This window comes from Pseudomonas sp. B707 (assembly GCF_022496685.1).
Taxonomy (GTDB): Bacteria; Pseudomonadota; Gammaproteobacteria; order Pseudomonadales; family Pseudomonadaceae; genus Aquipseudomonas; species Aquipseudomonas paraglycinae.
Genome location: NZ_WTVE01000033.1, coordinates 171,802 through 196,671, shown reverse-complemented (window position 1 = coordinate 196,671; position 24,870 = coordinate 171,802). Strand labels below are relative to the sequence as shown.

19 protein-coding genes are annotated in these 24,870 nt (G+C 59.6%); 4 read left to right on the top strand and 15 right to left on the bottom strand.

The window, feature by feature from the left end; all coding sequences use genetic code 11:
- Positions 1 to 142: 142 nt before the first annotated feature.
- The 9 genes from GQX66_RS23235 to GQX66_RS23195 all read right to left on the bottom strand — a co-directional run bounded on the left by GQX66_RS23235 (position 143) and on the right by GQX66_RS23195 (position 10,967).
- Positions 143 to 1,504 carry a TolC family outer membrane protein gene (locus tag GQX66_RS23235; protein ID WP_085745720.1) on the bottom strand — a complete coding sequence of 454 codons (1,362 nt, stop codon included), beginning with the start codon at positions 1,502 to 1,504 and terminating at the stop codon, positions 143 to 145.
- A 2-nt stretch (positions 1,505 to 1,506) separates the two neighbouring features.
- Positions 1,507 to 2,856, bottom strand: coding sequence for an HlyD family type I secretion periplasmic adaptor subunit (locus tag GQX66_RS23230; RefSeq protein ID WP_134019932.1), 1,350 nt, complete (start codon positions 2,854 to 2,856; stop codon positions 1,507 to 1,509).
- Entirely contained in the window at positions 2,853 to 4,652 is a 1,800-nt protein-coding gene (locus GQX66_RS23225; RefSeq protein WP_085745721.1) for a type I secretion system permease/ATPase, read from the bottom strand. Before GQX66_RS23225 ends, GQX66_RS23230 begins: the two co-directional genes overlap by 4 nt.
- 158 nt (positions 4,653 to 4,810) lie before the next feature.
- Positions 4,811 to 5,230, bottom strand: a complete 420-nt coding sequence (locus GQX66_RS23220) for an AprI/Inh family metalloprotease inhibitor (RefSeq protein ID WP_158247722.1) — start codon at positions 5,228 to 5,230, stop codon at positions 4,811 to 4,813.
- Between the two features lie 93 nt (positions 5,231 to 5,323).
- Positions 5,324 to 6,790 carry a serralysin family metalloprotease gene (locus GQX66_RS23215; RefSeq protein WP_102716848.1) on the bottom strand — a complete coding sequence of 489 codons (1,467 nt, stop codon included), beginning with the start codon at positions 6,788 to 6,790 and terminating at the stop codon, positions 5,324 to 5,326.
- Positions 6,791 to 7,177: 387 nt separating this feature from the next.
- Positions 7,178 to 8,263: a polyamine ABC transporter substrate-binding protein gene (locus tag GQX66_RS23210; RefSeq protein ID WP_007954580.1), complete on the bottom strand. Its 1,086-nt coding sequence runs from the start codon at positions 8,261 to 8,263 to the stop codon at positions 7,178 to 7,180.
- A 56-nt stretch (positions 8,264 to 8,319) separates the two neighbouring features.
- Positions 8,320 to 8,664 carry a cupin domain-containing protein gene (locus tag GQX66_RS23205; RefSeq protein WP_134019923.1) on the bottom strand — a complete coding sequence of 115 codons (345 nt, stop codon included), beginning with the start codon at positions 8,662 to 8,664 and terminating at the stop codon, positions 8,320 to 8,322.
- 29 nt (positions 8,665 to 8,693) lie between these two features.
- Entirely contained in the window at positions 8,694 to 10,100 is a 1,407-nt protein-coding gene (locus GQX66_RS23200; protein ID WP_240871713.1) for an FAD-dependent oxidoreductase, read from the bottom strand.
- A gap of 51 nt (positions 10,101 to 10,151) precedes the next feature.
- Positions 10,152 to 10,967 carry a helix-turn-helix domain-containing protein gene (locus GQX66_RS23195; RefSeq protein ID WP_085745727.1) on the bottom strand — a complete coding sequence of 272 codons (816 nt, stop codon included), beginning with the start codon at positions 10,965 to 10,967 and terminating at the stop codon, positions 10,152 to 10,154.
- A 263-nt stretch (positions 10,968 to 11,230) separates the two neighbouring features.
- Here GQX66_RS23195 and GQX66_RS23190 point away from each other — a divergent pair, with 263 nt between their 5' ends.
- Positions 11,231 to 11,503 (top strand): DUF1652 domain-containing protein, encoded by a 273-nt coding sequence (locus GQX66_RS23190; RefSeq protein ID WP_011334086.1) that lies wholly within the window; start codon positions 11,231 to 11,233, stop codon positions 11,501 to 11,503.
- Positions 11,504 to 11,560: 57 nt separating this feature from the next.
- Here GQX66_RS23190 and GQX66_RS23185 read toward each other — a convergent pair whose 3' ends face one another.
- A complete protein-coding gene (locus GQX66_RS23185; protein WP_240871712.1) occupies positions 11,561 to 14,035 on the bottom strand; it encodes a UvrD-helicase domain-containing protein in 2,475 nt (824 codons plus the stop codon).
- Between the two features lie 278 nt (positions 14,036 to 14,313).
- Here GQX66_RS23185 and GQX66_RS23180 point away from each other — a divergent pair, with 278 nt between their 5' ends.
- Entirely contained in the window at positions 14,314 to 15,009 is a 696-nt protein-coding gene (locus tag GQX66_RS23180) for a pirin family protein (RefSeq protein WP_085683700.1), read from the top strand.
- Positions 15,010 to 15,070: 61 nt separating this feature from the next.
- On the opposite strand, the gene pgm is transcribed toward GQX66_RS23180, so the two are convergent.
- The 4 genes from pgm to GQX66_RS23160 form a co-directional block, all read right to left on the bottom strand.
- Positions 15,071 to 16,717 carry a phosphoglucomutase (alpha-D-glucose-1,6-bisphosphate-dependent) gene (pgm, locus tag GQX66_RS23175; RefSeq protein WP_085745729.1) on the bottom strand — a complete coding sequence of 549 codons (1,647 nt, stop codon included), beginning with the start codon at positions 16,715 to 16,717 and terminating at the stop codon, positions 15,071 to 15,073.
- A 76-nt stretch (positions 16,718 to 16,793) separates the two neighbouring features.
- Complete coding sequence (locus GQX66_RS23170; RefSeq protein ID WP_240871710.1) at positions 16,794 to 18,224, bottom strand: PLP-dependent aminotransferase family protein; 1,431 nt, start codon at positions 18,222 to 18,224, stop codon at positions 16,794 to 16,796.
- Positions 18,225 to 18,273: 49 nt separating this feature from the next.
- On the bottom strand, positions 18,274 to 19,722 hold the full coding sequence (locus GQX66_RS23165) for a hypothetical protein (protein ID WP_240871707.1): 1,449 nt from the start codon (positions 19,720 to 19,722) through the stop codon (positions 18,274 to 18,276).
- A gap of 547 nt (positions 19,723 to 20,269) precedes the next feature.
- On the bottom strand, positions 20,270 to 21,292 hold the full coding sequence (locus GQX66_RS23160) for a zinc-dependent alcohol dehydrogenase family protein (protein WP_064381679.1): 1,023 nt from the start codon (positions 21,290 to 21,292) through the stop codon (positions 20,270 to 20,272).
- A 270-nt stretch (positions 21,293 to 21,562) separates the two neighbouring features.
- Here GQX66_RS23160 and GQX66_RS23155 point away from each other — a divergent pair, with 270 nt between their 5' ends.
- Positions 21,563 to 22,477, top strand: a complete 915-nt coding sequence (locus GQX66_RS23155; RefSeq protein WP_074690647.1) for a LysR family transcriptional regulator — start codon at positions 21,563 to 21,565, stop codon at positions 22,475 to 22,477.
- A 58-nt stretch (positions 22,478 to 22,535) separates the two neighbouring features.
- Here GQX66_RS23155 and GQX66_RS23150 read toward each other — a convergent pair whose 3' ends face one another.
- Positions 22,536 to 23,786 carry an MFS transporter gene (locus GQX66_RS23150; RefSeq protein WP_240871705.1) on the bottom strand — a complete coding sequence of 417 codons (1,251 nt, stop codon included), beginning with the start codon at positions 23,784 to 23,786 and terminating at the stop codon, positions 22,536 to 22,538.
- A 101-nt stretch (positions 23,787 to 23,887) separates the two neighbouring features.
- Between GQX66_RS23150 and GQX66_RS23145 the strand changes: the two genes are divergently transcribed.
- Positions 23,888 to 24,856, top strand: a complete 969-nt coding sequence (locus GQX66_RS23145; RefSeq protein ID WP_240871702.1) for an AraC family transcriptional regulator — start codon at positions 23,888 to 23,890, stop codon at positions 24,854 to 24,856.
- The last annotated feature ends 14 nt before the right edge of the window (positions 24,857 to 24,870 follow it).

The window sequence follows — 24,870 nt, the reverse complement described above, 5'->3', positions numbered from 1 at the left end:
TCATACATCGACCTGAAAAACCGGGTCGATGCTGGATTCGGTGACGCCCGATCAGGTCGGTGTACGTCCAAAATATCCCCCGATCAGTCCCCTCTCCCTCCGGGAGAGGGTTAGGGTGAGGGCCGCTCTGAAGCCATGCACATCAACGTCGAGCCACCCCAAACGCCTCATCCACCCGCGCCAGATCCTGTTCGCTCAAGGTGCCCGCGTAGTAATGCAATTTGGTCCAGGCCATAAGGTAGTCATAGCGTGCCTGGGCCAGGTCGCGGCGGGTGGTAAATAGTTGTTGTTCGGCGTTCAGTGCGTCGAGGTTGGTTCGCTCGCCACCGAGAATGCTTTGCTTGGTCGACACGACCAGCGCTTCGGCCGAGGCCAGGGCCTTTTGATAGGCGCGCAGCTTGTTGACCCCGGACAGGCACGCACTGAACTGGCGACGCAATTCGATCAGCGTCTCACGGGTCTTGCCGTCCAGTTCGTATTCGGCCTGTTCCATGGTGCGGCTGGCCTGGCGGGTCGAGGCCGACACGCCGCCGCCGGCATACAGCGGCACGCTGACTTCAAAACCGATGGTGTTGGTTTCGTAACGCTGGTTGTAGGTGTTGCCGCTTTCCGATTCGTTTTGGCGCATCGTGGCGTACGCGCTGACTTTCGGCAGGTGCCCGGCGCGGTTGCGCTCGACTTCGTACCGCGCCACTTCCACCGCCTGACGCTGCGACGCGAGGTTCGGGTTGTTGCTGACTGCCAGTTCGTGCCAGGTGTCGTAGTTGGCCGGCATCAAGGCGAATGTCTGGAAATTCTGATCCAGCGGTGCCAGATCACTGATGTCCATCGCCGGCACGCCTACCAATGCGCCCAACTCCCGTAGCGCGGCGTCCTGCTCGTCGCGGGCCTCGATTTCCTCGGCGGTCGCCAGTTCATAACGCGACTCGGCTTCGAGGATGTCGGTGCGAGTGCCCTCGCCCTGCTTGAACATGTGCTCGTTCTGCTGGAACTGCTGCTCGTACGCCTTCTTCTTGGCCTGCGCGATGTCGATCTGATCTTGGGCAAACAAAGCCTTGGTGTAGTTGTCCAGTACGCGAACCAGCAGTTCCTGGCTCTTGCCGCGAAAGTTTTCGTCGGCAAACAGCGACTGGGCCACACCTTTGCGATACGCCGCGTAGGCTTCGTAGTCGAGCAACGGTTGTTGCAGGGTCAGGCTCGAGCCGTAGCTGCTGTAGTTGCGGTCATCGGTGCGATTGCGCGCGCGTTCGTCGAGGGACGTGGCTTTCGACGAGTTGCGGCCCTTGTTGTAGTTGTAACCCAGTTTCGGCAACAGGCCGGCGCGGCCGATGGCGCGGTTTTCAAGGCCTGCGTCGCGTTCCTTGATCGCGCCGAGGAACACCGGGTCATTGCGCAACGCCTGTTCGTAGATCTCGAACGGCCCCATGGCCGCCATTGCACTGTTGCCCGCGAGCAGCGCGAACGCTGCCGCCAGCATGGAAAGCTTATTCATACAGCCGAACATCCTTATTCTTCGGTCAACGCGGAACCGGCGCGGTCGAGCAGCGGCTTGAACAGGTAGTTGAGGAGTGAACGTTCGCCAGTGCGCACGAACATTTCCGCCGGCATGCCGGGCTTGATCACCAGACCGTTGAGTTTTTCCATGGCCTGATCGCTGACGCTGCTGCGCAACACGTAGTACGGCACACCGGTTTTCTCGTCGACCATCTGGTCAGCGGAAATCAGGCTGACTTCGCCGGGGACCCGTGGCGTCTTGCTCTGATTGAACGCGGTGAACAGGATGTCGACCGGCAGGTGCGTGCCGACCTTGTCGATCAGGTTGATCGGCAGGTGACCTTCGACCTCCAGGCGCGTGCCTTGCGGGACGATTTCCAGCAGGGTTTCGCCCTGACGCACCACGGCGCCTTCGGTGTGTACGCTGAGGTTGACTGCCACGCCGTCGGCGGTGGCGAGGATTTCGCTGTGTTGCAGGTCGAAACCGGCGGAAGTCAGTTGCTCCGACAGCGTGACGCTTTTCAGTTGCGCGTCGGCCAGTTGGGTGCGGACTTCCTTCTGGTATTCCTCACCGTGCTGTTGCAGCTTCAGGCGGGACTCAAGAATGCCCTGCTCGACCCGGCCACTTTCGCCGGTGTTTTCGGCCAGTTGTTGCTGGACCTGCGACAACTGGCGCTGGTATTCCATCAAGCGGTTGCGCGGGATGTAGCCGTTGTCAGCCAGCGGTTGCAGGTTGCTCAACTGTTGTTGCAGCGAGTCAGCCTGCGCGTTGAGGTCAGTACGGGCGCGGCGCATGCCGGCCAGTTGCGCGGTGGCGCCTTCGATGCTGGCGCGCAGGGCGGCTTGCTCGCGGGAGAACGCTTCGCGGCGGCTGCTGAACAATTGCCGCTGGCCTTCCAGCACCAGTGCCAGGCGCGGATCGGCGTTATCGCTCAGCTCGGCCGGAAACGTCACTTGCTTGAGGTTGTCACGCTCGGCCTGCCAGCGCGCCAGGCTGGCCCAGGCCATGCGGTATTGCGCCTGCAACGACTGCACGTCGGCGGCGACCTGGGTCTGGTCGAGGCGGAACAGCGGCTGGCCCTGCTTAACAATTTCGCCCTCGCGCACCAGAATCCGGCTGACCACACCGCTGCTCATCGACTGTACGGCCTTGCGCTTGCCCGACACCACCACGGTGCCTTGCACCGGAATGCCTTGATCCAGCGGCGCCAATGCCGCCCAGGTGAAGAAACTGCCGGCACCGACCAGCGCCAGAATCCAGCCCATGCGGGCGAAGAATTTTGCATCGCGCTCCGGGCGTTCGGTGATGTACGCGTGTTCCATCGTCGCTTCGTTTTGCGTGTTCATGCTCGCGCTGCTCATACACCCGAATTCCTTGTCGTCGGCTGATACTGTCGGCTCATGCTGAGCCCGGCCGGTGCTTGCGCAGGTTTTTCATTGTGTTGTGATGGGTTGCCGGGCTGATTGCCGGGCTGGTTTGCGGACAGCGCCTTGAGCACATCGTGGCTCGGGCCGAAGGCTTGCAGGCGACCGTCGTTGAGCACCAGCAGCTTGTCGGCCTGGGCCAGCACCGAAGAACGGTGCGTCACCAGCACTACGGTGGTGCCCTGGGCCTTGAGCTGCACGATCGCGCTGGACAACGCGGCTTCGCCGACGGTGTCGAGGTTGGAATTCGGCTCGTCCAGCACCACCAGGCTCGGGTTGCCGTACAGTGCACGGGCCAGGGCCACGCGCTGTTTCTGGCCGCCGGACAGACCGCTGCCATCCTCGCCCAGTTGGGTGTCGTAGCCTTGCGGCATGCGCAGGATCAGTTCGTGCACGCCGGCCTGTTGCGCGGCGGCCACAACCTTTTGCGGATCGGCTTCACTGAAGCGGGCGATGTTCTCGGCGATGCTGCCGCTGAACAGCTCGATGTCCTGTGGCAGGTAGCCGATGTACGGGCCGAGCTGATCGCGGTTCCAGCGGTGGATGTCGGCGCCGTCCAGACGCACCGTGCCGCCAAGCGCCGGCCATACGCCGACCAGCACACGCGCCAGGGTCGACTTGCCGGAGCCGGAGGCACCGAGCACGCCCAACACTTCACCGGCCCCCAGGTTGAAATTGACCATATGCAGAGTTGCGGCGCGCTGGCCGGGAGGACCGGCGCTGACTTGTTCGAAGGTGATCTGGCCTTTCGGCGCCGGCAGCGCCATGGCGTCATCGCTCGGCGGGAAGGCCTGCAGCAACGCATCGAGGCGACGGTAAGCCAGCTTCGCCCCGCTCCACTGCTTCCACACGGCGATCAACTGGTCGATCGGGCTCAGTACCCGACCCATCAGGATCGAGCCGGCGATCATCATCCCGGCGGTCATATCACCCTTGATCACCAACAGTGCGCCAAGGCCCAGCACCAGCGATTGCAGGCACAGACGCAAGGTTTTGCTCAGCGAGCTGATGACTGCGCCAGTGTCGCTGGCCTGATTCTGCAGGCCAAGAAAGCGCGAATGCACCTGGAACCAACGCTTGCGCAAGGCACCGAGCATGCCCATGGCTTGAATGGTTTCGGCGTTGTGCAGGTGGCTGGTGGCCAACTGGCTGGATTTCTGCGAGTAGCCGGCAGCTTCGCCCAGCGGCTTTTTGGTCATGTATTCGTTCAGGCACGCCAGCGCGATCAGCAGTAGCGCACCCGCCGTGGCCAGCACGCCGAGCCAGACGTTGAACAGGTAAATCACGAACAGGTAGACCGGGAACCACGGCGCATCAAAGAATGCGAACAGCGCAGGCCCGGTGACGAACTGGCGAATGTGGGTCAGGTCGCCCAGGGACTGCCCGGCGTTACCCTCGCCCTTGAACAGGTTGCGCTCGAAGGCCGCCTGATAGACCCGCAGGTTGAATCGGCGCTCCAACTGGCTGCCGATGCGGATCACGATAAAACTGCGCACCACTTCCAGCAGACCGATGAAGGCGAAGAAACCGACGACCATCAGCGACAGCATCGCCAGGGTGGTTTCGTTCTGCGAAGACAGCACCCGGTCATAGACCTGGAGCATATATATGGAGGGCACCAGCATCAGCACGTTTATCAATGCGGTAAAACATCCGACGCTGATCAGAATGCTTTTATAGTCACCCAAGGCCTTGAATAAGGGAGCAGTGGCTGGGGCCTTCGCCATCTTCATTGATTCTTCCTGAAATGATTGAACCCGCCCAAAAGTGACGAGCGCTCAATTGTTATTTCGCTTACCTGCGAGAGATGACTTGCAAGTACCCGCTTACATTTTCATAACAACTTTTTCGAATACTTATAACTGTCGGGTACTTCTTTATATTCGCTGCGTTATTGCTCGACACGCTTGAGCGTCACGATCAGACCCGACTTCAAAGTACTGGAATAAAGTCCGTCATGTTGTCGGCCGAAAAAAAGAATTCTGGAGCCTTCCTTGCCAGTGATCGAAAGACCGTCCGGATCGGGAAACCAGCCGATGGCGTTTTCCTGTAGCCAGGCGCTCAGACAGTCGGCGCCGTGGCCCAGTGTCTGGTTCGGCTCAAGGTCGATCTGGCAGGTGTTGGAAGGTTTGTCTTGCAGTGCCTGTGCTTCGGGAGCGTCATGGGCGGCGGTCAGCGTCGCCTGCCAGTGCCCGGCGAATACCGATGGATCTTCGAGTCTGAGGCTGCTTGCCATGGTTGTTTCTCCAGAAATCATCAGCATCGGCATGAAACAGGTGACTGCCATGCGGGAAAAAGGGTTTCGAATCATAGGAAATTTCACTCCGGCGTGTAGCCTTGCGCACGTAGCGAGACGAAGCAAGCGAAGAAAGCGGCGCATAACGCACCGCTTTCCCGTGTTACATCACGCCACGATATCGCTGGTGGCCGCCTGGCCAACGGTGCTGACCTGGAAATCAGCCACGCCGTGCCCGGAGAAGTCCACCGACAACAGGCTGTTGCCGCCCGAGGACGTCAGAACCGCATCACCCGCCGCGCCGGTGAAGGCGCTGACGAAGTGCAGGCCTGCGCCCTTGGTGATACCGGTCAGGTCGATTTTGTCGAGACCGCTGACGAAATCGAGGATCTGATCGATCGCACCCGGCTTGGAATCAGAGCTGGCCGCGAACACAAAGGTGTCCGAACCTGCGCCGCCCCACAGCTTGTCCGCACCGCCGGCGCCCCAGATGATGTCGTTGCCGGCACCACCCTTGAGCTCGTTGGCCGCGCTGTTGCCGATCAGCAGGTCGTTGCCCGAACCGCCGATCGCGTTCTCGATGGTGACGCCCTTGGCGATGGACACGTTGCCCACCAGGCCGCCAACGTCAGAGAACGAGGCTTCATTGAGGTTGATCTTCTGGTTCTGGGTGAAACCCGAGAAGTCGAAGGTGTCCTTGCCGCCCGCATCCCACACCGAGAACACCAGCTTGTCGGCCGACGACGAGGCGCTGAGGAAATCGCGACCGGCGTTGGAGTTGAAGCCGTAGGTGGTGTCACCGGTACGGGTGGTCAGGTTGGCGCCGTAGAGCTTCTGGATCGCTGCGATGTCATCCATCAGCGGGCCGGAGGAATAAGCTTCCACGCCGCCCTTGCTGAAGTTCTGGCTGGTGTTGCTTTCGCTCCAGTAGCTCATGACGCTGTAGCCGCGGGTGTCTTGCCCGTAGGTCGCGTCATTGTAGGTCGGGTTGCCGTTGCCGGCGTTGTAGTCGCCCGGGTGCGCCAGGCCAAGGGTGTGGCCGATTTCGTGGGTCAGGGTCTGACGACCGTAGTTGTTCAGATCCGGATTTTTGTTTTGCGTGTAGCCACTGTTGATCAGGTACCACGACGTGCCGTCGTAACCGGCGCCAGTGCCTGGCAGATAAGCGAACGCTGCAGCGCCATCCTGGCCACCGCTGTAGTTACCGAAGGTCATGTGGCCATCACCGCCCGAGGCTTTCTCGGTGAAGGTGACGTTGGCCACATCGGCCCAGGATTGCATGGCGAGCACGGCCTGGGCTTTCTGTTGAGCACTGAACTGACTGAACCCGGTGATCCCGTGCTTGTTCATCGTGCTGGACGATGCCGAAGTCAGGAACGTGTAGGTGAGTTCGATCTTGCCGCTGCCATCCTTGTCCTGGTAGGCAGCGCCGTCGCGCAGCAACTGGGTTGCGGCCTGGTCGACGGAAAAAGAGGGTTTGCCATTGACCGTGAGGTTGCCGCCACGATCGTACTGATGGCTGAAGCTATTGATCTGGTTATACGCCGTGCTGGTTGCCGCCAGTGGTTCCGGCGCCGCGCCCAGCTGGAAAGCCTGTTCGGCGGTATCAATAGCGTTAGCTTTTACTTTCGACATAAACACACTTCCTTGTTTAGCAATGGAACAGTTTTTGTCCGATAGCGACAACCTCTGGCGAGATTGTCCTATCACTCGCCCAATGAAGGCGTAAGAAACCTGACACAATTTGAAATCTAACGTCTAGCGTTTTTTTGAGATCAAATTGAACTGTTCCGGGAAACTCCCGTAAACAAAGCGCGTGCTGCCGAAAGAAGTTTGTAAGTGTGGTGAGTTTGCCTAATTGTCTGACGATTTCTTATTTAAATATTAAATATCGGTAAGTTGTTTTTTGTTAGCAACGTCTCACTTTGCTGCACTTTATCGGTGCAATGCCAGTGGTTTGATATCAAGTTGATCCAACAGAACATACTCAGGCGAGGGCTGTACCGCCCTCGCCTGTTTTCTTCAGCTGCCAGTACGAATCTTGTTCCACACCCGCGTGCGAATCCGGTCGATATTCAGCGGCATCGCTTCCAGTGCGAACAGCTTGCCCATCATCTCCGGGCTCGGATAAACCTTGGTGTCGTTCTTGATCGCCGGGTCGATCAGGCTGTCGGCCTGTTCGTTGCCATTGGCGTAGTGCACGTAGTTGCTGATGCCGGCCATTACGTCGGGCTGCAGCAGGTAGTTCATGAACGCGTAGCCGGCCTTCTCGTCCGGTGCGTCGGCGGGCATGGCGACCATGTCGAACCAGATGGCGGCGCCTTCCTTGGGAATCTCGTAGCCGATTTCGATGCCGTTCTTCGCTTCCTTGGCGCGGTTTTCCGCCTGCAGGATGTCGCCGGAGAAACCGACCGCCACGCAAATATCGCCATTGGCCAGATCGCTGGTGTACTTCGAGGAATGGAAATAGCTGACATAAGGCCGCACTTTCATCAGCAGCGCTTCAGCTTTCTTGTAGTCCTCGGGATTCTTGCTGTGATGCGGCAGACCCAGGTAGTTGAGCGCCGCCGGCAGCAGTTCCGGGCCGTTGTCGAGGATCGCCACGCCGCATTTCTGCAGTTTTTCCATGTATTCGGGTTTGAAGATCAGATCCCAGGAATCGACCGGCGCGTTGTCACCCAGCACGGCTTTGACCTTGGCGATGTTATAGCCGATGCCGGTGCTGCCCCACAGGTATGGAAAGCCGTGTTCGTTACCCGGATCGTTGGTCTGCAAGGCCTTGAGCAATACCGGGTTGAGGTTCTTCCAGTTCGGCAACTGGCTCTTGTCGAGCTTCTTCAGCGCCCCGCCTTCGATTTGCCGCGCCATGAAGTGGTTGGACGGAAACACCACGTCGTAACCGGATTTACCGGTCATCAACTTGCCGTCGAGAGTTTCGTTGCTGTCGTAGACGTCATAGGTGACGCCAATGCCGCTGGCCTTTTCGAAGTTCTTGGCGGTGTCCGGTGCTATGTAGTCGGACCAGTTGTAAACCTTGACCGTATCCGCCGCCTGAGCGAGGGAGACGGCGAGCATCAAGGGTGCGAGTGCGAGGGTCTTTCGGATCATGGATCGATTCCTGTATTGGCTATTGTTGTTGGCAGGCAATCAAAAGGATCAAAACGTCAGAAAATCAGGACATAGGTCTTGCGCACGGTTTCTTCGATGTCCCAGATCCCGAGCGTGTTGGCCGGCAACATCAGTGCGTCGCCACCTTGTATGTGCAGGGGTTCGCCGCCGTCGTCCGGGGTGAACGTGCAGCGACCGGAAATGAAATGGCAGAACTCCTGAGCGGTGATCTGACGGCGCCAGCGACCGGGGGTGCATTCCCAGACGCCGGTCTCGACGCCGTCGTCGCGCTCGACGCTGGTGGTCGAGGCAATCGCCACCGGCGTGCCGAGCGGCACGGCCACCGGGTTGGATTCTTCCAGCTGCAACGTGGCGGTGTTCTTGAATTGGGTGATGCTCATGGCGTTACCTGTCTGCTAGTAAACAACGATTAGTGCATGAAACCTTCCATGAACCCGGCCACCTGGCTGGCAAGCTTGCGCCGCCAGGGCGCAGTCGCCGGGTTGGCCAGGGTCTGGTCTTCGTGGACGAAGCTTTTGATGATCGCGTTGTAGCCGAGCCAGCGGCACGGTTCCGGCTCCCATGCCCGCAGCGCGTGGATCCCGCCGTCGGGCAGCACCCACGGCTGATGCGTCAGCTCGGTGTCGCGCTCGAGAATCAGATCCGCAAGCGTGCGCCCACCCAGATTGGAAGCGCCGACACCCTCCCCGCCATAGCCGCCGGACAGCGCGATGCCGTTGGCCCGATCACAGAGCATGTGCGGCTTGAAATGCCGGGACATGCCGAGGTTGCCGCCCCAGGCGTGGGTGATCTGGACGTTTTTCAGTTGCGGGAACAGCTCGCCGAACAGATAGCGACGCAGGTCGACTTCATCACGGGTCAGGTCGAAGTTGTGGCGCAACTTGCCGGCGAACTGATAACCGCCACGGGCGCCGAAAATCAGCCGGTTATCGGCACTACGCTGGCCGTAAGTGACCTGACGACTGAATTCGCTGAACGCCTGCCCCCGGCTGAGGCCGATTGCATCCCAGGTCGCGGCGGACAACGGCTCGGTGGCGACGATCAGGCTCTGCACCGGTAATTGATAACGGCCCAGCGGTGGCAGCGTGACGGAGTAGCCTTCGATGGCCGGGACGATCCAGCGGCTGCGCACGCTGGCCTTGTCGGTGCGCAGGCTGCCGGCCTGCCAATGGGTCACCGGGCTGTTTTCGTAGATTTTCACTCCCAGGCGTTCGACGGTTCGCGCCAGGCCGCGCACCAGTTTCGCCGGGTGAATGGTCGCCACATGCGGGGCGAAGATGGCGCCGTAGGGTTTGGCGATGCGCAGCTGCTGCGCCAGTTGCTCCGGGCTTAGCCAGCGGTAATCGTCGTCGGTCAGGCCCTGAGCGTGGAGCTTTTTCAGGTAGTCGCGAAGATTGGCTTCCTGCTCGGGATAGCGCGCGGCGCAATACAGCACTCCGCCTTTGCGGTAATCACAGTCGACACCTTCGCGTTCGAGGACGATTTCCACTTCATCGGGAATGCTGTGCAACAGGTCGAATGAAGCGCGGCGTTGTTGTGGCGACAACCCTGCCAGCAGGCGATCCTCGCCCAGCAGATTGCCCATCAACCAGCCGCCGTTGCGACCGGACGCGCCGAACCCGGCGGTTTGCGCTTCGATGATGGCGATGTTCAGGTTTGGCGCCTGTTGTTTCAGGTAGTACGCCGTCCACAGCCCGGTGTAACCGGCACCGATGATCGCCACGTCGACGTCCAGATCCTGCGCAAGCGACGGGCGCGCGATCAGCGGCTCGTCGAGTTGGTCCATCCACAAACTGATAGTGCGCCACGCCGGCATGCAAGACTCCGCCAATCCAGGTTTCGATGGCGTCGATCCTAGAGGCAGAACTCAGGGATTGTCTTGCGCGCGTGTCCGCAAAGAAATTTGCTTCGCGTAGGCCTTGGGCGACTGGCCGGTGTGCTGGCGAAAGCAGCTATAGAAAGCCGACAGCGAATTGAAACCGGCGGCGAAGGCCAGTTCATCGATGCGCAACGGCGGCGTGGCGTTGTCCAGCGACTGCAATAGATGTTGCAGACGCGCCTGATTGACGTAGCGGTAGAAACTTTGCCCCAGCACCTGATTGAGCAAATAGGAAATCTGATTGCGGCTGTACCCGCACTCCTTCGCCACCCGCTGCAGGTCGAGCTCGGGGTCGAGATAAGGCTGCTGACGCTGGAAATACTGCTGCAAGTCATCGGCCATGAAACTCAACTGGCGCGGCGACAGCCCCAGTCGACTCACCGCCGGACGCTGGCTGCTTGTCGTCGGGCTATCGGCCTGCTCGCGCACCAGCGAAGCATATTCGTTGACCCGCCAGATCTGCCCGTCCTTGACCGTGATCGCTTCGCTGGAGCGAAACGACACCAGCCCGTTGCCGCCGCGCAATGTCACTTCGTACTGAATGAATGCGGTATTGCCGTCGATGCGGATGCGGTCGCAATGCTCCAGCGCTTCGTCGGATTCGCGCGGCATGCTGACCCGCACGTACTCGCGCAACTCGTCGAGGCCGAGCACGCGGTTCTGGAAAAAATCGTTGTACTGGATGTCCGGGTGGTACAGCGCCATCACGCCATCCAGGTCCCGGTGTTTCCAGCACAGGTGATAGCGCATGACCGTTTCGGCCGTGGCCCGCGTCTGTTCCGGGCCGTCATCATCGGCGTGCATAAGGGACTCTTGGAAAAAGAACCGAGCTTGCCCAACTTCTGGCGTTGCATCAATAACCCGACCGTAATGGCACTTTGGCGACGATTGGGTGGATCGTGACTTACATCAAAAGAATCCTCGCAATCGCTAAATGAACTGAAAATTCTCACAGGAATTTCACATTCAGATGCTACTTTTAAAAGCAGTCACCGGTTGAGCCAATGAAGGCTCTTCCCACCTAACATGAGCAAACGGAAGCGCTCGATGAAGAAGGCGGGCAACACATGAACAAAGGGTCAAGCAAAGTCACGTTTCCCAATGCCTGCCAGCTCATGCGCTGGCATTTTCATCCCATGGGTTTCGAGGCGACCATGGATGCGCCGGGCAGTCTGGTCGCGCGCCTGTTCGATCGGGCCAGCGGCGAAACCCTGATCGCGATCGCCGGCATTCCCTGTGCCACGGTCATGAACGCGGCGGATGTGGAGCGAATAATCGAGGCCGTCGAGGACGAATTGGAGGCTTTTATTCCTCCAGAATCTCTCAAGAGTTACGCGTAACTAGCTGATTTAAAATAAAAAGCCTGCTTTGTGCGGGCTTTTTTATGGGTGATGGATTCAGGCCGTTTTCTTTTCCGGACGATGATCGACGAAGAACGGTTTGCCTTTGGCGACCCGGTCCGAAGCCCGAGGCATGTTGACTGCCTGCGTGTCTTGCGGCTCTACGTACCAGTAGCAATGGCTGACTGCGCGGGTGATGCCGACATAAGCAAGGCGCAGGATTTCGTCCTTTTGCGCACTGTCATAAGGCTCGCTGTCACCAGCCTTGCCCAGTCCGGCCATGCGATACACCTGATTCTTGTACGGCGAACTGGTCAGGTGCTGGCAATCGCCCAGCAGGAAGACCGCGTCGGCCTGCAGACCTTTGGCGCTGTGATAGGTCAGTTGTTTCAGGCGTCGGGACTCGTATGGCAAGCTCGAATCCACATTAACTACAGACTGAATATGCTGCTCTATCAACAACTTATCGCTGCTTTTTCGATAGAGCATCAGGATTGAATCGCCCTTTCGATAGTGTTCTGCAAGGCGCTGGCCGAGTGCCTGATCGTCGCGCTCCGCCACGTTGACCGGATGCAACAGCTTCTCTTCGCCGCTGGCCTTGGCCTTCTTGCCGGGAATCGCCGGTGCCGCACGAACGATGTGCTCCGCCGCGTCGATAATGTGCTGATGGCTGCGATAGTTTTCGCTAAGCATCACCCTCGTCGTACTCGGCGACGGGAATTCCTTGTTGAATTCCATGAAGTAACTCGGCGAACTGCCGCGCCAGCCGTAGATCGATTGCCAGTCATCGCCTACGCAAAGCAGCGAGGATCGCTGTGCACCTCGCCCGACGTGCATGGCCGGCCCGCGACTGCGGATTTCCGAGAGGCTGGCGCGAATCCACGAGACGATTTGCGGTGAAACGTCCTGAAACTCATCGATCATCAGGTGCGACATCGGCCGCAGTAACTCATCGCTGAGCAGTTTGAAGTTCTCCGGCGAATGCTCGCTGAACAGCGCGAACATGCGGTTGTAGGTCATGACCGGCGGTTTCTGATCCAGCAAATGGTCTTCCAGCGCTCGCCAGAACAGGCTCAAGGCTTCGAAGAAAAACCGGTCCGGATCGTCCTTGGCGAAACTCATACGGCCAACGGCGTCCGGCACATCCAGGCCCAGGTTCTCGATGAAGCCTGCGGCGGCGACAAAACAGTCGAGCAACGGCGCGGAAGCGAGCTCGCCCTTGACCTTGTAATCGAAGCCGGGACCGGCGCTGACATCGCCTGCCAGCGTGGCCAATAAACGCTTTGATGACTCGTAACTATCAAGCCAGATCAATGGTTTACGACAGAAAGCTTGAAACAGGGTGCGTTTGACTGCCCACTCCGCGCGTACCGTCAGCTTGGCGTTCGGACGACAGACCTGCGGGTTTTCCCGAGGGTCGAAACCCAGAACGACCCAGGCGTCCAGGCTTGGAATGTAGCCGTGGCAATGGAACGAAGCACCGTTGATTTCGAAAGTCTCGCGGCTTGGTTCGATACCCTTGATCGGCCAGGCGCCGGCGCGGAGCCACATGTCCTCGATCATGTCGCACAGCTCTTCATCGCGCCGGGCCGCCAGCTCTGTCACTGCCACGCGCTTTTGCACGTCCGGGTGATCGCGTTCCAGCTCCTTTAATTGCAGGGCATGCCGTGACAAGGGCTGGATCAGTTGTGCAAAACGCGGATCTTGGTTGTAGAGACGGTGGTAGCAGGCGTTGAGCTGCTGGCGTTGCGCGTCGTTGATGCGCAAATCGAACGGATTGCTGTCTATGTCTTCATCTCTATCCGGCCCGCGCTGGCTGAGGTTTTCGAATGCCTGCAAGCGCTCGAACCCCGGCAGGCTGCGAACCATCGGCAAGATCCGCGAGTGAAAGGTGCGCACCAGATCCTTCGCAGCTTTCTGACTCAATGCCCGGCCCCACAACGCGAACAGTTCGATCAGTTTGTTGATGAAGTCCTTGCGCGACTCGCGGGTGAAGGTCACCACGGTCATCGAATCGAGCTCAAAACCCAGGTAGTGAGTCAGCAGCACGATCCGCAGCACCAGCGTGGTGGACTTGCCGGCTCCGGCGCCGGCAATCACCGAGGTTGACGGGGTATCGCTGAAAATCATTTTCCATTGCGCCACGCTTGGCTGGGCGTGGGCTGGCAGCAGGCGCGCGACATCGGCTTTCATGCGCTTCTTCAGTTCTGCGCTGAGCGGCAGACGCCAGTCGTCGAACAAGTGATTGTCGATACCCGGCGGGCGATGCTCGGTATTGCGACTGTCGCGGATCAACAAGACCTGGCGGCCCTCTTCCAGCCCGTCAGCCTTGCCTTCCTTGTACCCGTAATCCACGCCGGCGGTATGCCCGCTGCGAAAGCCGTCGGCCTGGCCGTGCAACCACGAAGCCCGGTGCTGGGCGCGCAGTTGCGTCAGACCGTGGCCAAGAAAACGCGCCGCCAGGCGTTTGAACCAGGGCATCTCGGCCAAGGGACGAAGTTCGGGAGGAAGATCGGGGGTGTGTTGCGCCACGCTGACGGACTCCGGATGTGAGGCTGTTGAGGGCTATGGTGTCTGCATTTGCTTTTTTGTTCTAGCGAAATGCTTACAGGTCATTGGTTTAGGCGATGAATTGAAGGTGGGATGAGACGGTTTCGAGCCTTTTTCATATCAACCGATTCGATTGGAATGCCGCAGTTTTTACGCTTTTTCTCGATGGTTGACTGATAGATGATGGCTGCCATCAATCACCGGTCTCGCTTCGTGGCTCAGGCATCGCGCCCCATGACGAACCTTTTGAGGAGACGATCATGCTTGAACTCAGACCCTTCAGCTCGCTGGGCGGCGCCCATCACGGCTGGTTGGATGCCCATCACCATTTTTCGTTCGCCGAGTACTACGATCCGCAACGTATGAGCTGGGGCAACCTGCGCGTGTGGAACGACGACATCATTGCCGCCGGCACGGGCTTCCCTACTCACCCGCACCGCGACATGGAAATCATCACGTACGTGCGTGAAGGTGCGATCAGCCACCAGGACAACCTGGGCAACAAGGGCCGCACCGAGGCTGGCGACGTGCAGGTCATGAGCGCCGGCACCGGAATCGCCCACAGCGAATACAACCTGGAAGCCACGGACACCAAGATCTTCCAGATCTGGATTCTGCCGACCGAAACCGGCGCACCGCCGTCCTGGGGCGCCAAACCGTTCCCGAAAGGCGACCGCGAAGGTTTCGTGACCCTCGCCAGCGGCAAGGACGGTGACGATCAGAGCCTGCGCATCCGCGCCGACGCGCGCTTGGTGGCGGCCAATATCAAGGCCGGGGAAACGGCTGAATACCGTCTCGATGCCGGGCGTCGTGCCTATCTGGTTCCGGCCACGGGCGTCATTGAAGTCAACGGCTTGCGCGCACAAGCTCGAGACGGTGTGGCGGTGGCTGATGAACAGGTGTTGACCGTCACGGCGCTGGAAGACAGCGAGATCGTGCTGGTGGATCTGGCCTGATCGGCGAATCGCGGGCACAAAAAAGGGCGACCTCAGGGTCGCCCTTTTTCGCAGTCTGGATTTATTGGGTGCTGATAGCACCGTCTACCAGGGTTTGTGCTTCAGCCACCAGTTGCTTGAGGTGGTCGTCGCCGATGAAGCTTTCGGCGTAGATCTTGTAGATGTCTTCAGTGCCCGACGGACGCGCAGCGAACCAGCCGTTTTCAGTCATCACTTTCAGACCGCCAATGGCCTGATCGTTGCCTGGAGCCTTGCTCAGAATGCTCTGGATCTTCTCGCCCGCCAGCTCGGTCGAGGTGACCTGCTCCGGCGACAGTTTGCTCAGCAGCGCTTTCTGTTCCGGATTGGCCTTGGCGTCGACACGCACCGAGAACGGCTCGCCCAGTTCATCGGTCAGCGCACGGTAGGCCTGGCTTGGGTCGCGTCCGGTACGGGCAGTCATTTCAGCGGCCAACAGGGCTGGAATCAGACCGTCCTTGTCAGTGCTCCAGACACCGCCGTCCTTGCGCAGGAACGAGGCGCCGGCGCTTTCTTCGCCGCCAAAACCCAGCGAGCCGTCGAACAGACCATCGGCAAACCATTTGAAGCCAACCGGTACTTCATATAGGCGACGGCCCAGACGCTTGGCCACGCGATCGATCAGACCGCTGCTGACCACGGTTTTACCCACGGCAGCATCGGCGCGCCATTGCGGACGGTTCTGGAACAGGTAGTCGATCGACACCGCCAGGTAGTTATTCGGTGCCAGCAGGCCGCCGGACGGTGTGACGATACCGTGGCGGTCGTGATCCGGATCGCAGGCGAAGGCCACGTCAAAGCGTTCCTTCAGACCGATCAGGCCTTGCATGGCATGGCTGGACGATGGGTCCATGCGGATCTGCCCGTCCCAGTCGACGGTCATGAAGCGGAACGTCGAATCGACTTCCTTGTTCACCACATCCAGGTCCAGACGATAGTGCTCGGCAATCGCCGACCAGTAGCGCACCCCTGCTCCGCCCAACGGATCGACGCCCAGGCGCAGTTTGGCCCCGCGAATGGCATCGAAGTCGATGACGTTGATCAGGTCGGCGACGTAGGTGTTGACGTAGTCGTGACGGTGGGTGGTTTCGGCCTTGAGCGCTTGCTCGTAGCTGATGCGTTTGACGCCGGCCAGTTTGTTGGCCAGCAGTTCGTTGGCCTTGGCTTCGATCCACTTGGTGATATGGGTGTCGGCCGGGCCGCCGTTGGTTGGGTTGTATTTGTAGCCGCCGCTTTGAGGCGGGTTGTGCGACGGCGTAATGACGATGCCGTCGGCAAGGCCCGTGGTGCGACCACGGTTGTAGCAAAGAATGGCGTGGGAGACTGCCGGGGTGGGCGTGTATTCATCGCCTTCGGCGATCATTACGGTCACGCCGTTGGCCGCCAGCACTTCCAGGGCGCTGGCCCCGGCCGGGGTCGACAACGCATGGGTGTCGATACCGACGAACAGCGGCCCGGTGATGCCCTGGGCTTCGCGATACAGGCAGATCGCCTGGCTGATGGCCAAAACGTGCCACTCGTTGAAACTCAAATCAAAGGAACTGCCCCGGTGCCCGGAGGTGCCGAACGCCACGCGCTGGGTGGAAACCGAGGCGTCGGGTTGACCGGTGTAATACGCCGTAACCAGTCGCGGGATGTCGACCAACAGTTCTGCCGGTGCCGGTTTGCCCGCAAAAGGACTGAGTGTCATGCAAAACCTCTGAAATAGAGTGGTTCAGGAAATTACACCGGAGTTTACTGGCAGTTTGTCCGGAGTGCGATGGGGTCTATTGCGTACAAGCCGAGTGTTTGCGCGCATCTGTCCGCGGAGCCAGTCGCAACGCATCCCCAAGCAGTCCGACAAGTCTTAACAACTCGTGTTCCGTGCCACCAATCGCGCTCAAACGCATGTGCTGCGCGTGCAACCCTCTGAGGCTGAACAACTCCCCCGGAGCAATCAGCACGTGCTGCTTGAGCAACCGTTGAAACACGGCATCCATCACGACCGGGCGCGCAGAATGCAGCCAGATTGTTGCGCCGCCATCAGGTTCCACGATTTGCAGAAAGTCGCCCAGACGCTCACGTATCAAATCGATCCATTGCGTTCGGCGCTCTCTGAGCAAGTGCTTGAGCACTGGCAGATGCTGGTCGACCCGCCCGCTCGCATAGAGTCGGGCAATGGCTTTCTGGCGGATCGGTGACAGGCGGAACGAACGCAGCAGGAAGTGACGCTGCAGGTCCGCACGCCATTGCCGCGACAGGACAAAACCGTAAGGTGCTTCGACCCCGATGATTTTTTCGAACATGGAAAACACCAACAAGCGGTCGGGATCCACCAACTCGCGCAGCGGCTCCCCTTCGGCGTCGTCCAGCAAGTCGCCGTGGCAATCATTTTCCAGCAACCAGGTGCCATGACTCAGCAGCAAATGCGCAATGGCTTCACGGCTGGCCGGCGGGACACGACTACCGTGGGGCATGTTCAATCTGGAGGACAGCAGGATCAATCGCACCCGCTCGCTTTCAAGCAGTCTCTGGAGTTTCTGCGGATCGAATGCCCCGTCCGGCTGAAGCGGCAACTCGATCACCTGAACCTCGGCGGACTGGAAAAGGCGCAGGATCATCCAGTCACACGGCGATTCGATCACCACGGTTGCGTGGCGCAGCTCAAGGACGGCGATCAGGATTTCCAGCACTCCTCGCAGATCGGCACCGATGTAGACGTCTTCAGCGTGCCACCAATGAGCGGCCGATGACGTGTAGCGCGCCGCCAGCAGCGTGCGCAACTCAAGCTCGCCGCAAGGCTGGGCCGGCGTTTGCAGGTGCCGGGGATACTGGCGCAACAGCTCTCGTTCAAGCATCAGCAACGGACGATCGAGGGGCTGGATCGACGCCGGCTCATCGGCGCTCAATACCTGCATGCCAGTGCATCTGGCATTGACGTACACCGTTTCCAGCAAATCACCGCCGCGTCCGGGCGGCATGACCGACGATGCAGGCTGCGCGAAGTATCCGGATTTGGCGACGGAATAGACCCGGCCTTCTTTCTCCAGTAGCGCGTAAGCATATTGAATAGTCGATATCGAAACGTTCAACCGCTCGGCCAGCTGCCTTAACGATGGCAGTCGAATCGCCCCTTGGTTGCCCGGCTCGCTAATCAGTTGCGTCAGGTAGCGATAGACCGCTTGGTAGGCAAAATCAGATTCTCTCGGCTCACTCATGAGCGTACGTCCGCAGAGGTGTCCGTGTGATCGGGCGACAAAATCCCATTCAACCTTCCGCCGAGCGGTCGCCCAGAGTGACCTCGTGCTCGGGCAACTCCTGAGCTTGTGCGACGTGTTCGCCCATCCGGACAGCCCCCATTGCATATAACCGGCAGATCAGTCGCAGGGGCAAACCGCTGACATCAGTCATCCATTGCAAGACCTGCTCCGGCGCGTGCAAACCCTGCATGGCGCGGTGCAGGTCCGGCATGGCGACCAGCATGCCGGGGTGACAAGTGCGCAGGAATCGCTCGAGACCGGCACCGGAATTGTTGAAGGGAGCGAACAACAGACAAACCAGTTGCGACTCATTGATACTGAAATTCTTTTGCAGGGACGACGCTGCCAGCGACCGATGCTCGGCGAGATCTTTGTCGAACGTGGCAACGAAGCGTTCGCAAATCTGCTCGGGCGTGTTCCTGCGGCGCATCGTGGCCAGGCATTGCTGCAGATAGTCCGATACGCCGGCCTCGTAGGTACTCCCTTCGATGTAACTGGCTTGCAGTCCCTTCAAATAGCCGCCGATCAAGGGATCAGCGCACTCGCCGGGGCGGGCTTCAAGCATCATCTCGTCAGCCTGAAACCCGAGAAAATCGCTGAGCAAGGGCCAGCGCTCCTCCATTTTGCCGACGACCATATCGTCGATCCCGATATAGCTGGTGCGACGACAGGCTTCGAACTCGCCGAGCGGACGCCACGGCACCCGATCGTCTTGCGAGTAGAGTTCGCGATAACAATCGCCGCCGATGTTGTCGAGCAGACTGAACAGTTCATCGAACCCGCCGCCCTTTCGCGACAGATCGCCCATGCCGACCTTGCGCACTGCGCGGTCCAGCCCATCGAGAAACTGCTCCTGACGGTGTGCGCTGTCGCTACTGATGAATGAATCGACACCGTTGTTCCATCGGGCGACCTGACCGTAGAACTCGGCGGTGGTCAAGTACTCGTCATCCCACAACGTCAGCTCCTCATTCCATCCACGACGATGCCCGACCATCAACAGGTCGATTCTGCCGGCTTCACGACCTTCATCGCAGACAGGTGTCAGATGGTTGAAAGGCAGAATCTCGCGATGATCGACCATCAACAGTTCGACCCTCGGATCGTCATGCAGAAACAGGGCGCTGAAACTGCGATGCAGATTGTGCAATGCCGAAGCCGGTAAGCCATTGCTCCGCAAGGTTGCGACCCGTAACTGGAACGTGGCCGGTGCACGCCCGGCAATGCTCAGCTGGGCAGCACGCAACAGGGCCAGGCTGTAGCTGCAATCTCGTGTGCCGGACTGAATCGTCATCACCTTGAATTCACCGATGCGATCCATACCACCGGCAGCGACCGCCAGCCGCTGGATCAACAGCTGCAATGCCGTGCGCTCGGCACGGGAAAAGAAACTCAGCAGTCGTTGCAATACTTGCTGGTAGACATAATTCATTGCCTGATCATGGATCGTGCTCATCAGTACTTCACCCGGTATCAAAGGTTTTATATCGCACGGACGCAAATGGCGGACGCACAATCATTCTTCATTAATTAATAGACGCTGAAATGCTAACACTTAAGCTTTTGTAGTTATTTGAAACAGTTGAGCGCGCGGCATTTTGGAATCACGAATGGCGTGACCGAAAGCCCCGTCGTTGCTGGGTTCCTTGCAAGGTCGAGCTTTCCTAGGAAACTTCTTACAAGCCCCTGCACATGATGAGCACAAGAAAAAAAGAAGGGATTACATGACACGCCTACAAACTTTAAACAAAAGTTTGAGATGCGCTGATAAACAGCAGATTGATACTGCACAGAACAAATAGAATGCACAGACATAGCTCATTCCTTGAGATGAAAGTAGTCATTCAATTATCAGGGTCTGGAGGGCAATTAGAAGATACAGATCGAGAGCAAAAACCAGTTCAGTTGCTGAACGTCCCCAGGCGTATGGCCCAGGGGCTTCTCGATATCTGAAGGATTAAACGCACAAGAGTCCGTGCGGCCACGGACTCTGATTGGAAGGGTCAGGCAGTTTCGATTTGCAGGGCAACCCGCTCGCGGCATGGGCATTCGTCCATGTAGCGGTGAGCTTCGACAAACTCGTTGAACGGAAACACACGAGTCTTGAGCGGCAGCAGCACACGGTCGGCAGTGAGCTGGTTGATATCACGCAAGGCACGCTGCAAGGCGACGTGATCCTGAATGATGCCGAGCTCCGGTTTGCCGGTGAAGTTGCCGATGCAATGCACGAAGAACTGAATGTTCTTCTGGAACGCTGCGCAGGCCGGGAACGGCGTCTGGTTGCCGCCCTGCAGGCCGTACAGCACCAGACTGCCACGGGGTGCCAGCACATCGCCGAGCAGCGACATCTGAGGCCCGCCGAGACCGTCGAACACCACGTCGACGCCGCGGTTGTCGGTGATCTTGTTGATCCGCATCAACAAGTCTTCTTCTTCAGTGACGATCACTTTCTCGGCACCGAGCGACAGCAGATACTCACGTTCCTCCGCCGTTTTGGTGGCAGCAATCACCCGTACACCCAGCGCCTTGCCCAACTGGACGAAGGACGGACCGGCACAGTGGCTGGCGTCGGTCACCAGGGCGAACTGCCCGGGTTTGACCCGTGCCAGATCAACGTAACCGAAATAGGCGATCAACAGCGGCGTGTAATGCACGCTGGCTTCAATCGGGCTGAGCACGTCCGGATAACGGGTCAGCGCGGTGCGCGGCAGAACGATCAGTTCGCCGTAGACCGGGTAATCGTTGGGGCTCTCGGCCGGGAAGCTGGCCACCTTGTCGCCCACGGCAAGATCTTCGACGCCGTCGCCGATCGCCGTGACCACGCCGGCCATTTCATGACCGAGGCCGGAAGGCAGACGCGCCTGGGACGACGCCAGATTCTGGCGCCAGAGCGTGTCATACCAGCTGATGCCGATCGCCTCGACACGCACCTGCACTTCGCCAGGACCTGGCTGAGCAGCCGCATGCTCTTCGCATTTGAGCACCTCGGCTGGACCAAACTTGTGAAAACGGATCGTGCGGGACATCGCAAACCTCGTCAAAGTAACCTCTAATGCCATGAACTCTATCTGGGCTTTCCAGCCAAGACTATCAGTGGCTATTAATAGTCGACATGCCTGTCATTGATTCCGCAGCATGGTCAGCATTGAAAAAATCCATGAAAAAACTGCTGCCGCCTTCTCAGTAAAGCTGAATTACCCGGTGCAGACTACCAGCCTTTCCCCGTAAGATTCATGCCGGCCATTGTTCTCATATGGTCGCTCTCGTCAAGCTTGATGACTCTGCCAGGACTCCAGATGAATCGTAATGACCTGCGTCGTGTCGACCTCAACCTGTTGATCGTGTTCGAAACGCTGATGCATGAGCGCAGCGTGACCCGTGCGGCGGAAAAGCTGTTTCTCGGCCAGCCGGCGATCAGCGCGGCGCTTTCGCGCCTGCGTGGCCTGTTCGACGATCCTTTGTTTGTGCGCACCGGGCGCAGCATGGAGCCTTCCGCCCGCGCGGTGGAAATCTTCGCCCTGCTCTCCCCGGCCCTGGACTCGATTTCGACAGCCGTCAGCCGCGCAGCGGAATTCGACCCCGCCACCAGCACTTCAGTATTTCGCATCGGCCTGTCGGACGACGTCGAATTCGCGTTGCTGCCAATGTTGCTCAAGCGCCTGCGCGCCGAGGCACCCGGGATCGTGCTGGTAGTACGCCGCGTCAACTACATCCTGATGCCCGGCCTGCTCGCCTCCGGCGAAATCTCCATCGGCGTCAGCTACACCACCGACCTGCCGGCCAACGCCAAACGCAAGGTCCTGCGCCGCAGCGCACCCAAATTGCTGCGCGCCGATACTGTGCCGGGACCGTTGAGTCTCGACGATTACTGCGCCCGACCGCATGCGCTGGTGTCGTTCGCCGGCGACCTCAGTGGTTTCGTCGATGAAGAGCTGGAAAAACTCGAACGTAAACGGCATGTGGTACTGGCGGTGCCGCAGTTCAACGGACTGGGTACGCTGCTGGCGGGCACCGACATCGTCGCGACCGTGCCTGATTACACGGCGGAAGCGCTGACGGCGGCTGGAGGTCTTCGCGCGGAAGATCCACCGTTGCCGACACGCACTTTCGAGCTGCACATGGCGTGGCGTGGGTCGCAGGATAACGATCCGGGTGAGCGGTGGTTGCGGTCGCGGATTCAGATGTTTTTTGGGGACCCTGACAGTCTCTAGGCTTCTATCGGAATATCTCCTGATTACGGAAGGACTTGAAGCGGTTTGGCAAACCGCATCAAAGGTGCAACGCAGGCTTGGCCTGGCGAACGCCATGGACAGAAGGCGCGCGGACACGTAGCGCAATCAGTAACGCGGCGAGCAGCATCAGCACGGCCGCCGCTACGAATACGGCGGCACTTCCTCCAAGGTTGAACATCGCACCGCCAGCGGCCGCGCCCGTTGCAATGGCGGACTGCACAGAGGCCACCACCATGCCCCCGGCGCTTTCCGCCTGATCAGGTACCGCGCTGGCGACCCAGTTCGACCACGCCACCGGCACACCACCAAAGGCCAGGCCCCAGATCGCCAGCAGTACCGCCTGCCCCGGCACCGACGCTGGCAACAGCACCAACGCCAGTGCTGCGACGCCGACCAGCGCGGGCATCAACACCAGAGTTGCCAGCGGGTGGCGCTCCAGCAATCTCCCGGCCAGCAACGTACCGACGAAGTTCGCCACACCGAACCCCAGCAGCATCAATGACAGCCCCTGCGAGCCGATGCCAGTAGTCCCTTCAAAGAATGGCCGAACATAAGTGAACATCGCAAAGTGCCCGCTGTGCACCAGTACACAGCCGAACATGCCGATGGCGATGCCCGGACGCTGCAACACCTCGAAAACGGTGCGCAGTCTTGCCGGCCGGCGCGGCGCGAGGCGCGGCAGAGTGAGCGACTGGAAAGCCAGGGTCACCAGGCCTACCGCCGCCGCTGCAAAGAACGCGCTGCGCCAGCCATATAACCCGCCCAGATAACTGCCCAGCGGCACTGCCACCACCGTCCCAATGGCTATGCCGCTGAAAATGATCGACAACGCCCGAGGCAACAGAGCATTCGGCACCAGGCGCATCGCTACCGCTGCCGCCATGCTCCAGAACCCGCCAAGGGCAATACCCAGCAAGATGCGCATCAACAACAGCACCGCGAAGCTGGAGGAAACGGCGACCAACAGATTCGACGCCACCATCAACGTGGAAAAACCCAGCAACACCCAACGTCGATCGATGCCGCGGGTCAGGCCTGGCACCAACAGGCCCGCGAACAGCGCCACCACGGCTGTCACCGTTACCGCCTGGCCAGCCAGCGCTTCGGACACTCCCAGATCGTTAGCCATCAGCGTCAACAAACTCGCCGGCAGGTATTCAGCGGTCAGTAACCCGAACACACCCATTGCCAACGAGAAAACGGCCATCCACGCGGGCGTCGAAGGTTCCAAGTCCGCTCCTACGCCGCAATGGCGGTCGGATACGGTGTTACTTAAACAGTCAGTCATTGCAAGGATCTCCCAATGTTCATTGCGAGCCGAGTCTAGGCGCTGAAAACTGGATGATCTATGATCCAAAGTCTCTACTTTTTGATCAAAACCCCTGAACGATGTCTGCAGACCAGTTTGCTCTCTCCTCGGACCTCATCAATGAGCTATTGCGCGGCATGCGCCTGCGTGGCGTTGAATACCGGCGTATCCAGGCGGGTCCAACGTTCGGATTGAGCTTCGCGGAAAAACCTGGGCACGCCTGGTTCCACTTCATGGCCGTTGGCAATGCGGTACTGCAAATGGAGGACGGCAACACCTACGCGCTGTCTGCCGGCAACGCCGTGTTCATCTCCCATGGCGCGTCCCATCAACTGTTTTCCCATCCGGACGCGCCTGTTCAAGACATCGACCGTCTAGACGGCGAAACCTTGGGTGACACCGTCAGCGCGGTGGATACCGGAGCGGATGCCAGCCCCACGCCGAGCACTCTCTTGTTCAGTGGTTGCATGGAGTTTGAACTGGGCAGTATCCATGGGCTCGGCCGGCTGATGCCGGGCCTGATGCTGATTGATGCCGGTGGCCAGCGTTATCCCGGGCTGGTACCGATCCTGGCCACCATGGAGCGCGAGGTCAGCGCCGCCCGCGTGGGCTTTGCCGGCATCCTCGCGCGGTTGGCCGACGTGGTGGCCGCCATGGTCGTTCGCGGCTGGGTGGAATGCGCCTGCGGCAATGCTTCGGGTCTGATCGCCGCCTTGCGCGATCCACGCTTGGCCGGTGCACTGGTTGCGCTCCATCAACAACCGGGCCGCGACTGGACCGTTGCGCAGTTGGCAGAGCACTGTAATACCTCACGTTCGGTATTCGCGGAGCGCTTCCAGGTCACGATTGGCATGTCTCCGCTGCGCTACGTGACCGAACTGCGAATGCGGCTTGCAAGCCAGTGGCTGACGCTCGAAAGGCTGCCGATTGAAGAGGTGGCGCAGCGTTTGGGTTATACCTCCCAGGCTGCGTTCAGTCGTGCATTCAAGCGTATTACGGGCAGGACACCGGGCTTGAGTCGCAAGGCGAGGCAGCCCGCGATTACTTGAAGTCGAGCGCAAGG